The organism is Pseudomonas sp. OTU5201 (assembly GCF_038440135.1).
Taxonomy (GTDB): Bacteria; Pseudomonadota; Gammaproteobacteria; order Pseudomonadales; family Pseudomonadaceae; genus Metapseudomonas; species Metapseudomonas resinovorans.
Genome location: NZ_JASATC010000024.1, coordinates 61,868 through 74,282, shown reverse-complemented (window position 1 = coordinate 74,282; position 12,415 = coordinate 61,868). Strand labels below are relative to the sequence as shown.

The following is a 12,415-nucleotide window of genomic DNA, read 5'->3' as shown; positions in this document are numbered from 1 at the left end:
CCTACAGAAAGCAATAAGGAGTATCCGATGACCTGCTACAGCCTCGACGGCCTGACCCCGGTGGTACACCCCACCGCCTACGTGCATCCCAGCGCCGTGCTGATCGGCGATGTAATCATCGGCCCGGGTTGCTACGTCGGCCCTCTGGCGAGTCTGCGTGGCGACTTCGGCCGGATCATCCTGGAGGAGGGCGCCAACATCCAGGACACCTGCGTGATGCACGGTTTTCCCGACAGCGACACCGTGGTCGAGCGTAATGGCCACATCGGTCACGGTGCTGTGCTGCACGGGTGTCGCATCGGCGAAGACGCACTGGTGGGGATGAATGCGGTGGTGATGGACGGCGCGCAGATCGGCGCGCGCTCTTTTGTTTCGGCTACCGCCTTCGTCAAGGCTGGCTTCAGCTGCGAAGCGCAGTCCCTGGTGATGGGCGCGCCAGCGCAGGTCAAGCGCAGCCTCAGCGATGAGGAGGTCGCCTGGAAACTAGCGGGTACCCGCGAATACCAGCTGTTGGCCCAGCGCTGCCTGACGAGCCTGGAAGTCTGCGAGCCTCTGGCGGAGGTGGAGGCCGACCGACCGCGTATCGCCGACCGTGGCCTGCGCCCCAAGGGGAGTTCGTCGCAATGAGTGCGGTCTTCGCACACCCGGGGCGTTCCCCGATGGTCATGCCGACGAGCCTGCGGGTATATTCGGCATCTTTTCCGTTTCCAGTATGCCCATGACTTCGCTCGCGCCCTTGGATCAACTCGTCACCCGCTTCCAGCAGCAGACGCCCATTCGTGCCAGCTCGCTGATCATCACCCTCTACGGCGATGCCATCGAGCCCCATGGGGGTACCGTCTGGCTGGGCAGCCTGATCCAGTTGCTGGAGCCCATGGGCATCAATGAACGGCTGATTCGCACGTCCATCTTCCGTCTGACCAAGGAAGGCTGGCTGAGCGCGGAAAAGGTTGGCCGACGCAGCTACTACAGCCTGACCGGCACTGGCCGGCGGCGGTTCGAGAAGGCCTTCAAGCGGGTCTACAGCTCCAGTGTGCCGGCCTGGGACGGCGCCTGGTCGCTGGTGGTGCTTTCGCAATTGCCCCAGGAAAAGCGCAAACAGGTGCGCGAAGAGCTGGAATGGCAAGGTTTTGGTGCGATCTCGCCCTCCGTGCTGGCCAACCCGCGTTGCGACCGCGTGGACCTGACCGCCACCCTGCAGGAACTGGATGCGCTGGAAGACAGCATCATTTTTGAAACCCGCTCCCAGGATGTCCTGGCCTCCAAGGCCCTGCGCATGCAAGTTCGCGAGAGCTGGAACATTGACGAGCTGGGCACGCACTACAGTGAATTCATCCAGCTGTTCCGCCCGCTCTGGCAGGCACTGCGCGAGCAGGAAAACCTGCAACCGGCCGACTGCTTCCTGGCCCGAACCTTGCTGATCCACGAATACCGCAAATTGCTGCTGCGTGACCCGCAACTGCCCGACGAGCTGCTTCCGGGCGATTGGGAAGGCCGCGCGGCGCGCCAGCTGTGCCGCAATATCTACCGACTCATCTTTGCCAAGGCAGAGGAATGGCTGAACGCGGCGCTGGAAACCGCGGATGGTCCGTTGCCCGATGCCGGCGAGAACTTCTATCAGCGTTTCGGTGGTTTGAGGTAAAGCGCCACCCATGGTGGTGGCCGTCACGGACGAGGTGAACCCGGCCTGGCCGGATAATGACAAGAACAACGCCTAGCGTGAGGCTGAGAAAGCCATGATGACTGCACAAGCATTGAGGGCAGCCCACTTCGACGAGTGGCTGCAGGGTATCAACCAGGTCTGCGGGCGCTTCGGCGCCAAGCTGCTGGGCTCGGAGTTTTCCGGCGCCATCCGCGAGCACAAGGCCGGCGCCATCAAGCTGAGCTTCGTGGACGTGGCCCAGGCGCGCCTGTTCCGCACCCCGAAGGAAGTGGCCCAGAGCGACGGCAAGCACTTCTACCTGGCGTTCCAGCTGGCGGGCCGCGCCGGCATGGAGCAGGGCGGCAACAGCATCGAGCTGGCGCCCGGCGACATCACCCTGATCGATTCCACCCAGCCCAGCGATTTCGTTTATCACGAGAATTCCCGCCAACTGTCGCTGATCGTGCCGCGCCACGTGGTCGAGCAGGGGCTGCGCTTCTCCGGTGTACGTTGCGCCCAGCGCATCCCCGCCAGTTCACCGGTGGCGGTGCTGGCGAACCGACTGATTATCGAATCCACCCACCAAGGCAGCCTCAGTCTGCCCGAGAGCGAAGCCACCTTGGAGGCGATGGTCAGCCTGCTTCGTCCGGCCCTGACCTGCGCCGAGGTCGAACCGGACTCCCACGAGCGCCTGTTCCGCAAGACCCTGCGCTTCATCGACGAGAACATCTGCGCCGAAGAGCTCTGCCCGGAAGCCATCGCCCGCGAGGTGGGGGTTTCGGTACGTGGCCTCTACCGCATGTTCGCCAAGAAGGGCCTGGTGGTGGCGCAGTACATCAAGAACCGCCGCCTGGACTTCTGCGCCGAAAGCCTGCGCCACTCCGGTGGCGAGCAGAAGCTCTCGGCCCTTGGCTATGCCTGGGGCTTTACTGACTCCAGCTACTTCTCCACCGCTTTCAAGGCGCGCTTCGGCGTATCGCCCAGCGAGTACCGCAAGCAGTACAGCCAGGGTTGAGCGGCGCTTTCGTTGCTGGGGCGATTCCAATGCTGTAGGGGCATCGGCAGGCGCCTGGCCTGTAGGAGCTGGCTTGCCAGCGAATGGCGGCGTTTCGCTGGCAAGCCAGCTCCTACAAGGCACGTGGTCCGACGGTAAATCGCTCGCAACAGCTCATGCAGACATAGCGAATCAATTCGCCCCCACAAGATTCATGCCCCCTGCAGGTGAATCGCCGGGGGGCACACCTGGCAGCCCTGCCAACACGACTGGCACAGACAAAAAAACCTCGAATCCTCCCAGCGCAGAGAATCCGGACATCGACCCTGATTCCGCGCGTGCCCTTTCTACCGCGCGGGACGGGCCTGTGAACGATCGAGGTGGTGATGTTGATGCACAAACGCAAGACGGGGCTGCTGTCCGTTGTTCTTCTGCTGATGGCCCAATCGGCGCTGGCGGCGGACTGCGCGCCCGCCCAGGTGCAGAAGGGCGAGACGCTGTTCGGCAGCGACTGCTCGGTGTGCCATTCGGCCAAGCAGGACGGCCCGACCATGATGGGTCCCAACCTGCATGGCCTCTATGGCCGCCAGTCCGGCAGCCTGGCTGGTTTCAGCTACTCCCAGGCGATGAAGACCAAGGCGGTGGAATGGCAACTGGACAGCCTGGAGCAGTTCATCGCCCAGCCCCAGGGCTTCGTCGCCGGTACCTACATGCTCTATGCCGGAATGGCCAGCGCCGACGATCGTCGCGCGGTCGGCTGTTTCCTGGGCGCACAGAAATGACGGCGCCGGGCAGGCGCCCGGCCCACGGATAAAGAGGATCGAGCATGAGCAAGGTTGAAATCCTGTCGCAGGTGGCGGCATTCCTGGAGCGCCGCCACGGCTGCTTCATCGACGGCCAGTGGCTACTGCCGGAAGGGCCGACTACCCCGGTGCTGAACCCTGCCACTGGAGTAGCCATCTCCCACGTGCCGGACGTGCCGCTGGAGTATCTGGATCGTGCCGTGCAGTCCGCCCACAAGGCGTTCAAGTCCCGCGTCTGGTCCGGTCTGCGTCCGGCTGATCGCGAGCGCATCCTGCTGCGTTTCGCTGCCCTGGTGGAAGAGCACGCGGAAGAACTGGCCCAGCTGGAAACCCTGAGCCAGGGCAAGTCGATCAACATCTCGCGCATGCTGGATGTCGGCGCCACCGTCGAGTTCATGCGCTACATGGCCGGCTGGGCGACCAAGATCGAAGGCCAGACCATGGACGTGTCCATCCCGATTCCCCCGGGCTCGCGCTTCACTGCTTTCGCCCGTCGTGAGCCTGTGGGCGTGGTCGCCGGCATCGTGCCGTGGAACTTCCCGCTGATGATCACGACTTGGAAGGCGATGCCGGCGCTCGCCACCGGCTGCACCGTGGTCATCAAGCCCGCCAGTGAAACCCCGCTGACCGCCCTGCGCCTGGCGGAACTGGCCTTTGAGGCCGGTATCCCGGCCGGGGTGTTCAACGTCGTCACCGGCGGCGGCAGCACCGTGGGCAATGCCCTGGCTTCGCACCCGCTGGTCAGCAAGGTTTCCTTCACCGGCTCCACCGCCGTGGGCAAGAGCGTCGGCGTGGCCTGCATGGAGAACATGACCCGCTTCGCCCTGGAGCTGGGCGGCAAGAACCCGATGATCCTGCTGGCAGATGCCGACGTTGAAAAGGCGGTGCAGGGCGCGCTGCTCGGCGGCCTGCTGAACAACGGCCAGGTGTGCGCCGCGGCCTCGCGCTTCTACGTGCACCAGTCCATTTACGAGGCATTCGTCCAGGGCCTGGCCGCTGCGGTCAAGGGCCTGTCCATCGGCCCGGGCATGGACCAGAACGCGGCGATCAACCCACTGGTGTCGTTCAAGCAGCAGCAGAATGTGCTCAAGCACATCGACCTGGCCCGCCAGGAAGGCGCCCGCGTGGTGGCCGGTGGCGAGCGCCTGGAAGGCGAGGGCTTCTTCGTCCAGCCCACCGTACTGGCCGACGTGAACCACGAGATGACCGTGGCCCGCGAGGAAGTCTTCGGCCCGGTGCTGTCGGTGATCCCCTTCACCGACGAGGACGCCATGATCGAGTTGGCCAACGACAGCGTCTACGGTCTGGCAGCCAGCCTCTGGACCAACGACCTGTCCAAAGCGATGAACCTGGTCCCACGTATCGAGGCCGGCACCGTCTGGGTCAACGCCCACGTGCTGCTGGACCCGAACATGCCTTTCGGCGGCGTCAAACAGTCCGGCATGGGCCGCGAATTCGGTCGCGCCGTGATCGAGGCGTACACCGAGCTGAAATCGGTCTGCATCTCGCACTGATCCAAACCCTCGATTTCCGGCAGGCGCCTTCACGCCTGCCGGTTTTTTTGTGTCGTGCACCAACAGGGGCGGATAGAACCTGTAGGGGCGAATTCATTCGCCAAGCAGGCCGAAGGTCTGCCCTGGGGTCTCGAAGGGGGCAGCTGCGCCGCCCTTGGCGAATGAATTCGCTATGTCTGCGTTAGCTGTTGCGAGAAATTTCCCATTCGGCCAAGAACCTTGTAGGCGCTGGCTTGCCAGCGAAACGGGGCCATTCGCTGGCAAGCCAGCTCCTACGGGCAATACAGCTGCCTGCAACACGCAATGCAGACATAGCCAATGAATTCGCCCCTACAGGATATGAAGTGCCCCGACAGGGGAAAGGGCTCGGAGGGAGCCAAAGCTCCCGTAAATTCACCAATCTCCGCCGTTCGCACCGTCCTGGTGCGGGTAAACCTGGCGCTTTCAATTCCTGAACTAAGCTTTCGGCAGTTCCCCGACCGAAGGACAGCCAGATGAGCGAACCACTCTTCAGCTTCGACGAACTCAAGCAAGCCGTTGCCAGCGGCGAGATCGACACGGTGCTGGCCTGCATGGTGGACATGCAGGGACGATTGGTAGGCAAGCGCTTCCAGGCTGAATTCTTCCTCGACAGTGCCTATGAAGAAACCCACTGCTGCAATTACCTGCTGGCTGACGACATCGACATGGAACCGGTGCCGGGCTATGCCGCGGCGAGCTGGAGCAAGGGTTATGGCGACTTCGTGCTCAAGCCCGACATGAGCACCCTGCGTCGGGTGCCCTGGCTGGAAGGCACGGCCCTGGTGCTCTGCGACGTGCTCGACCATCACCATCGCGAAGACCTGCCGCACAGTCCGCGGGCCATTCTGAAGAAGCAGGTGGCGCGACTGGCCGAGCGCGGCTACGTCGGCATGTTCGCCTCGGAGCTGGAGTTCTATCTCTTCGACGAGAGCTACGACGCCATTCACAAACGCAACTACAGCCATCCGAAGACGGCCGCGCACTACATCGAGGACTACAACATCCTCCAGACCACGCGTGAGGAGCCGGTGCTGCGCGCCATCCGCAAGCACCTGCAGGCGTGCGGGGTGCCGGTGGAGAACTCGAAAGGCGAGTGGGGGCCGGGCCAGGAAGAGATCAACGTCCGCTATGCCGAAGCCCTGACCATGGCCGACCGTCACGTCATCATCAAGCACGCGTGCAAGGAGATCGCCTACCAGCAGGGCAAGTCGATCACCTTTATGTCCAAATGGCGCTACGACCTGGCTGGCTCCAGTTGCCACATCCACAGCTCGCTCTGGGACAAGAAGGGCAAGAAGGCACTGTTCTTCGATGCCAAGGACGAGTTCGGCATGTCGAAGCTGATGCGCGGCTGGGTGGCGGGGCAGCTCAAGTACGCCAGCGAGTTCACCTATTTCCTCGCGCCGTACATCAACTCCTACAAGCGCTTCCAGGCCGGCACCTTCGCGCCGACCCGCGCGGCGTGGAGCCGCGACAACCGTACCGCCGGCTTCCGCCTCTGTGCCGAGGGCAGCAAGTCGGTGCGCATCGAGTGTCGCATCGGCGGCGCCGACCTCAATCCCTACCTCGCCTTTGCTGCACTGATCGCCGCAGGCCTGGCGGGCATCGATGAGCAGCTCGAACTGGGAGCGCCTTTCGAGGGCGACGCCTACATGAATGACCGGCTGCCGGAAGTCGACAAGACCCTGCGCGAAGCCACCGCCGCCCTCAACGGTTCGGCCATGCTGCGCAAGGCGTTCGGCGACGAGGTGATCGACCACTACGTACACACCGCCGAGTGGGAGCAGAAGGAATACGACCGGCGCATCACCGACTGGGAATTGCAGCGCGGATTCGAGCGCTACTGATCCCGGCCGGCCCCGAAGGGCCGGGCGGGCCTATCAGCTCTCCTGGCGTCGCAGACGAATGCCGTCCACTTCAACCTTGTCGCCAGGCTGGAAGCGCTGGCCAGGCGTGCGGAAGCGCCGCACCGAGCCGTCATCCATCTTCACCATGTAGGCCGGCTCGGCTAGGCCGCTGGATTCCTGGGCGGTGCCGCCACCGAAATAACCCACGGCCGCCCCGGCCACCGCGCCCACCGGGCCGCCAATGGCGCCAAGCATCATGCCGGTCATGCCGCCGGTGGCTTTGCCGACAGTGGTATCGGGGGCTTCGGAAAGGACCTCCGCAGAGAAGGCGAGGGGTGAGGAGAGCAGGGCAAGGCACAGGGTGAGGCGGGGGATGTTCATGGGATTTCCCTTCTGCTGTTGAGTTGCGAAAGGAGAGGATCAATTTCTGCGCCAGATTGAAAAGCGTTTTAAATCAATATGTTGATTGCTTGTGGAGTCATTCTGACGTAGGTGTTAATGACAGCGTTAGTTGTCGTTATGACTGCATGTCAACCGAAACGTAGCCCGGATGCAATCCGGGAGCGGCGCTGGGCCATTCCCCGGATTTCATCCGGGCTACCTGGATGCCCGCTGCTCCTGTCCTACAGCTTGATCAGCACCGACTTCAGCTCAGTGTAGTGCTCGATGGCCGCCGCGCCCATTTCGCGGCCGACGCCGGAGAGCTTGTAGCCGCCGAAGGGCAGAGCCGGGTCCAGGGCGCTGTGGCAGTTGACCCAGACCGAGCCGGATTTGATGCGCGGAATCATCTTGTGCACCGCCGACAGGTCGTTGGACCAGATACTCGCGCCCAGGCCGTAGGGGTTGTCGTTGGCCATGCGCACGGCATCGTCGAGGTCGTCGAAGGGCATGGCGACCAGCACCGGGCCGAAGATTTCTTCCTGCACCAAGCGGTGCTGCTGGTCGACGTCGACGATCACGGTCGGCTTGACGAAGTAGCCGGGGCCGAAGCCTTCGCCGCCGCAGGCGATGGTGGCACCCAACTCGCGGCCGAGGTTGATATAGCCGGTGACGCGGTCCTGCTGCTTGGCGGAGATCAGCGGACCCATCTGCACGCTCGGGTCCAGGCCATTGCCCAGCTTCATACCATTGGCGATGCCGGCGATGTCGGCCACCACGTTGTCGAAGTGCTTGCGATGCACATAGAGACGCGAGCCGGCGCAGCACACCTGGCCCTGGTTGAAGAAGATCGCGGTGGCGGCGCCGGCGGCAGCTTCCTGCAGGTTGGCGTCGGGCATGACGATGGTCGGGGACTTGCCGCCCAGCTCCAGGGTGACGCGGGTCATGTTGTCCATGGCCGCCTTGCCGATCTGCTTGCCCACTTCGGTGGAGCCGGTGAAGGTCAGTTTGTCCACGCCCGGATGGCGGGTGAGGGCGACGCCGGCATTCAGGCCGGTGCCGGTGATGACGTTGAACACGCCGGCCGGGTAGCCGGCTTCCAACACGAGTTCGGCCAGCTTGAGGGCGGTGAGCGGGGTCTCGTCGGCGGGTTTCAAGATCACGGTGCAGCCGGTGGCCAGCGCCGGGCCGAGTTTCCAGCAGGCCAGCAGCAGTGGGAAGTTCCAGGCGACGATGGCGCCGACCACGCCCACGGCCTCGCGGCGGATGAAACCGTGGAACTGGTCGTCCGGCATCAGCGGCATGGACACATCGACAGTGGCGCCTTCGATCTTGGTGGCCCAGCCGGCCATGTAGCGGAGGAAGTCGATGGCCAACTGCACGTCCATGACCTTGGCCACGACGGCGCTCTTGCCGTTGTTCAAGCACTCCAGCTCAGCCAGTTCCTGGGCGTCGCGCTCCATCAGGTCGGCCAGGCGCCACAGCAGATTCTGGCGCTCGCGGGGGCGCATGCGGCTCCAGGCGGAATCATCAAAGGCCTGGCGGGCCGCCTGTACGGCACGGTCGACGTCCTCAAAGGTGGCGGAGGGCACGTCACCCAGGACTTCCCCGGTGGCCGGGTTGCGAAAGCTCATGGTGTTGCCGCTGGCGGCGTCCTGCCACTCTGCGCCGATCAGCATCTTCAGCTTGCGGTTGAGGAAGGCTTGGGTCTGGGGAAGGACGGGCAGGTCGACAAGCATGGAGGTAGGCCTCTATTCATTGAAGTTGTACCCGGCGTTCGCAACCCCCATGCCAAGGCCGTATCCCGCTCATAAGGCATTGAGTTGTAAGGATTTATCCCAGATTCTCGGATTCCCGCCGGATTGCGCCCTGTTGCAGTTTGAGACGGCCTGAGACAGGCCTGGAACAGTCGCAGCGTCTACCTTAAGAAGGCGCTGCGCGGCCCCGTCTCAGGCTGGAACAGTCTGTCGCGAAATTAGACGCCGGGGCCCATGGCCAGTATCCCTGCCAAGCCTGTGTTTTACGGCTAAAGCATTGTTATAAAAGGACTTTCATCGGCATGGCACACATTATGTATTTGCCGTGACAGATGCACCTGCGGCCCAAGGGGTGCAAACCATAAGAACAACACCGTGGAGGTCTGACCTTGAAGACGACTCGACTCCGGCAACACGCGGGCTCCCTGGCACTGGCCATGGCGTCCCTGATGTTCGCCCAGGCCCATGCAGCGGAGGGCGGCGAAGCCATCCTCAAGTCCAAGTGCGTGGGTTGCCATATCCCCGAAGGCAACGACTCTTTCAGCCGTATCAGTCACCAGCGCAAGACCCCCGAGGGCTGGCTGATGAGCATCGCGCGCATGCAGGTGATGCACGGCCTCAAGATCAGCGACGATGACCGTCGCACCCTGGTCAAGTACCTGGCCGACAAGCAGGGCCTCGCGCCGAGCGAAACCGAAGGCGTGCGCTACGCCATGGAGCGCAGGCTGAATACTGTCGAGACCTTCGACGACCACCTCAGTCAGATGTGCGGCCGCTGCCACTCCGGCGCCCGGGTCGCCCTGCAGCGTCGCCCCGCCAAAGAGTGGGAACACTTGGTCAACTTCCACCTCGGCCAGTGGCCGTCCCTCGAATACCAGGCCCAGTCCCGCGACCGCGACTGGCTGGAAATCGCCCTCAAGGAAACCGTTCCGGACCTGGCCAAGCGCTTCCCGTTGGAGAACAAGGCCTGGGCCGATTGGCAGAAGGCCAAGCCCAAGGCGGACAGTCTGCCGGGGCAGTGGAGCTTCAGCGGCCACATGCTGACCAAGGGCGATGTGCGCGGCGTGATGACCGTGACCGCCGATCAAGGCGACACCTTCAAGGTCGAGGTGAAAGGCCAGTACGCCGACGGCACGCCGTTCAACGGCAGCGGCTCGGCCATCCTCTACAACGGCTACGAGTGGCGCGGCAACGTGAAGGTTGGCGAGACCAACCTGCGCCAGGTATTCGCTGCCCTGAACGGCGAGATGAAAGGTCGCATGTTCGAGGCCGAGCATGACGAGCGTGGCCTGGACTTCAGCGCCGCCAAAGAAGGCAGCGCCAAGCTGCTGGCCGTGCAGCCCGCCTTCATCAAGGCTGGCAGCGAAGCGGAACTGACCCTGGTGGGCAGTGGCCTTTCCGGTACGCCGGACCTGGGGGCCGGTGTCGAGGTGGTGAAGGTGCTGGAAGTCACCCCGAAACAGCTCCGCGTCAAGGTCAGGGCCGCAGCCGATGCGGCACCGGGCGTGCGCAGCGTGGTGCTGGGCCAGCTCAACGGCGTTGAACTCGCCGTCTACAAGGACATCGCCGAAGTGAAAGTGGTGCCCGAGTTCTCCATCGCCCGCGTGGGTGAGAACGGCGGTTCCACGCCCAAGGTGCAGGGCCGCTTCGAGGCCGAGGCCTGGGGCAAGGGCGCTGACGGCAAGCCCTACCGCATTGGGTACCTGCCTGCGAAATGGTCGGTGGAGCCCTTCGACGAGCGCGCCAAGGAAGACGAGGACGTGAAGTTCGCCGGCGTGATGCAGAAGGACGGTGTGTTCATTCCCGGCGGCGCCGGCCCGAACCCGGAACGCAAGATGATGACCAACAACGCCGGCAACCTGAAGGTGATCGCCGAGCTGGAGGAGGGCGGCCAGAAGGGTGAAGGCCACCTGATCGTCACCGTACAGCGCTGGAACAACCCGCCGCTGCCCTAGCCGGCAGTGGCTCGGGCGGGGTCGTCCCGCCCGGATTCGCAACGACGATTGGGCAAATTTCCGGGAGGTCGCCATGGGCGCAATCTTGAATCTGGTCGAACGCAACCTGCACGAAGTGCGGGTGGATGCCGACCGCATGCTGTTCCACATCCCGAGCAGTTCGCTGTTCGCCACCGACGAAGTCACTGGCGGCATCATCGACGCGCTGCGCCAGCAGAGCTGCTCGTCCGAGGATCTGGTGCAACGTCTGGCCGGGCGTTTCGCCGGGCAGGACATCGATGAAACCCTGCGCGAGCTGATCGCGCTGGAAGTGGTCAGCGACGGCTCGCCGCTGACGCCGGAGATCGGCATCAGCAAGGTGGAGCGCACGGCGCTCAACACCGTGGTGCTGAACGTCAATACCGGTTGCAACCTGAGCTGCACCTACTGCTACAAGGAAGACCTGGACAAACCGTCGGCTGGCAAGAAGATGGGCGCGGAAACCGCCGAGGCTTCAGTGGAAATGCTGCTCAAGGAGTCGCCGGACGAGGAGCGCTACAGCGTGGTCTTCTTCGGCGGTGAGCCGCTGTCCAACCGCCCGCTGATCGAGCACATGGTGGACTACTGCGAGCGGCGTTTCGCGGAGGAAGGCAAGCAGGTGGAGTTCATCATGACCACCAACGCCACGCTGCTCACCGAAGAAATCATCGACTACCTCAACGCCCACCGCTTCGGGTTGTCGGTGAGCATCGACGGGCCGAAGACCGTGCACGATCGCAATCGCATCACCGTGGGCGGGCAGGGCACCTATGACGTGGTCCGGCGCAAGGTGGACCTGCTGCTGTCGCGCTACCGCAGCCGTCCGGTGGGCGCGCGGGTCACCCTGACCCGTGGCATCACCGACGTCGAGACCATCTGGAACCACCTGTTCAACGAGCTGGGTTTTGCCGAAGTCGGCTTTGCGCCGGTCACCTCCGGCGACATGGCGAACTTCAACCTGACCAGCGAAGAGCTGGTGGAAGTCTTCGCCAACATGAAGGCCCTGGGCCGTCGCTACCTGGAAGCGGCGCTGGAGCACCGCAACATCGGCTTCTCCAACCTGCATCAACTGATCACCGACATCCACGAAGGCCACAAGAAGGCGCTGCCCTGCGGTGCCGGCCTGAAGATGCTGGCAGTGGACCACAAGGGCGAGCTGAACCTCTGCCACCGTTTCACTGGCTCCAGCCTGCCGACCTTCGGCAACGTGCACAGCGGGGTGAAGCAGGCCGAGCTCAACGACTTCCTCTCCCAGCGCCTGGACCGCACCGGCACCGGCTGCGACACCTGCCGTATCCGCAACCTGTGCTCCGGCGGCTGCTACCACGAGAGCTACGCCCGCTACGGCGACCCCACTCACCCGACCTATCACTACTGCGAGCTGATGCGCGACTGGGTGGACTTCGGCATCGAAGTCTACAGCCGCATCATGGCCGTCAATCCGGCCTTCATCAGCAGCTACATCTCCCCGCGGAAGGCGCACTGA

Annotated in this window: 10 protein-coding genes; 8 read left to right on the top strand and 2 right to left on the bottom strand. The window is 63.8% G+C overall.

The annotated features are described in order from the left end of the window. The first annotated feature begins 27 nt into the window (after positions 1-27). The 6 genes from paaY (at position 28) to AAHM40_RS16230 (ending at position 6,821) form a co-directional block, all read left to right on the top strand. Positions 28-627 carry a phenylacetic acid degradation protein PaaY gene (gene paaY, locus AAHM40_RS16255; protein WP_342245564.1) on the top strand — a complete coding sequence of 200 codons (600 nt, stop codon included), beginning with the start codon at positions 28-30 and terminating at the stop codon, positions 625-627. Between the two features lie 91 nt (positions 628-718). Further along, on the top strand, positions 719-1,642 hold the full coding sequence (gene paaX, locus AAHM40_RS16250; protein WP_342245563.1) for a phenylacetic acid degradation operon negative regulatory protein PaaX: 924 nt from the start codon (positions 719-721) through the stop codon (positions 1,640-1,642). Between the two features lie 94 nt (positions 1,643-1,736). Continuing rightward, positions 1,737-2,657 (top strand): transcriptional regulator FeaR, encoded by a 921-nt coding sequence (feaR, locus tag AAHM40_RS16245; RefSeq protein WP_342245562.1) that lies wholly within the window; start codon positions 1,737-1,739, stop codon positions 2,655-2,657. A 371-nt stretch (positions 2,658-3,028) separates the two neighbouring features. Beyond that, entirely contained in the window at positions 3,029-3,418 is a 390-nt protein-coding gene (locus AAHM40_RS16240; RefSeq protein ID WP_342245561.1) for a c-type cytochrome, read from the top strand. A 44-nt stretch (positions 3,419-3,462) separates the two neighbouring features. Further along, positions 3,463-4,953 (top strand): aldehyde dehydrogenase family protein, encoded by a 1,491-nt coding sequence (locus AAHM40_RS16235; RefSeq protein ID WP_342245560.1) that lies wholly within the window; start codon positions 3,463-3,465, stop codon positions 4,951-4,953. Between the two features lie 494 nt (positions 4,954-5,447). Further along, positions 5,448-6,821, top strand: a complete 1,374-nt coding sequence (locus tag AAHM40_RS16230; RefSeq protein WP_342245559.1) for a glutamine synthetase family protein — start codon at positions 5,448-5,450, stop codon at positions 6,819-6,821. 33 nt (positions 6,822-6,854) lie between these two features. Here the strand turns inward: AAHM40_RS16230 and AAHM40_RS16225 are convergent, their stop codons facing one another. Together AAHM40_RS16225 and AAHM40_RS16220 are read right to left on the bottom strand one after the other, a co-directional pair. Continuing rightward, the gene (locus AAHM40_RS16225; protein ID WP_342245558.1) at positions 6,855-7,202 is read right to left on the bottom strand and encodes a hypothetical protein; all 348 of its coding nucleotides are present in this window, start codon (positions 7,200-7,202) and stop codon (positions 6,855-6,857) included. Positions 7,203-7,444: 242 nt separating this feature from the next. Then, the gene (locus AAHM40_RS16220) at positions 7,445-8,938 is read right to left on the bottom strand and encodes an aldehyde dehydrogenase family protein (protein ID WP_342245557.1); all 1,494 of its coding nucleotides are present in this window, start codon (positions 8,936-8,938) and stop codon (positions 7,445-7,447) included. Positions 8,939-9,393: 455 nt separating this feature from the next. On the opposite strand from AAHM40_RS16220, the gene peaA reads away from it, so the two are divergent. Beyond that, positions 9,394-10,911, top strand: a complete 1,518-nt coding sequence (gene peaA, locus AAHM40_RS16215; RefSeq protein ID WP_342245583.1) for a quinohemoprotein amine dehydrogenase subunit alpha — start codon at positions 9,394-9,396, stop codon at positions 10,909-10,911. Between the two features lie 73 nt (positions 10,912-10,984). Beyond that, positions 10,985-12,415 (top strand): quinohemoprotein amine dehydrogenase maturation protein, encoded by a 1,431-nt coding sequence (gene peaB / locus AAHM40_RS16210; RefSeq protein WP_342245556.1) that lies wholly within the window; start codon positions 10,985-10,987, stop codon positions 12,413-12,415.

Excerpts from the sequence above, each read along its gene's own strand:
- paaY (WP_342245564.1), top strand. The coding sequence starts at position 28 with ATGACCTGCTACAGCCTCGACGGCCTGACCCCGGTGGTACACCCCACC.
- paaX (WP_342245563.1), top strand. The coding sequence starts at position 719 with ATGACTTCGCTCGCGCCCTTGGATCAACTCGTCACCCGCTTCCAGCAG.
- feaR (WP_342245562.1), top strand. The coding sequence starts at position 1,737 with ATGATGACTGCACAAGCATTGAGGGCAGCCCACTTCGACGAGTGGCTG.
- AAHM40_RS16240 (WP_342245561.1), top strand. The coding sequence starts at position 3,029 with ATGCACAAACGCAAGACGGGGCTGCTGTCCGTTGTTCTTCTGCTGATG.
- AAHM40_RS16235 (WP_342245560.1), top strand. The coding sequence starts at position 3,463 with ATGAGCAAGGTTGAAATCCTGTCGCAGGTGGCGGCATTCCTGGAGCGC.
- AAHM40_RS16230 (WP_342245559.1), top strand. The coding sequence starts at position 5,448 with ATGAGCGAACCACTCTTCAGCTTCGACGAACTCAAGCAAGCCGTTGCC.
- AAHM40_RS16225 (WP_342245558.1), bottom strand. The coding sequence starts at position 7,202 with ATGAACATCCCCCGCCTCACCCTGTGCCTTGCCCTGCTCTCCTCACCC.
- AAHM40_RS16220 (WP_342245557.1), bottom strand. The coding sequence starts at position 8,938 with ATGCTTGTCGACCTGCCCGTCCTTCCCCAGACCCAAGCCTTCCTCAAC.
- peaA (WP_342245583.1), top strand. The coding sequence starts at position 9,394 with ATGGCGTCCCTGATGTTCGCCCAGGCCCATGCAGCGGAGGGCGGCGAA.
- peaB (WP_342245556.1), top strand. The coding sequence starts at position 10,985 with ATGGGCGCAATCTTGAATCTGGTCGAACGCAACCTGCACGAAGTGCGG.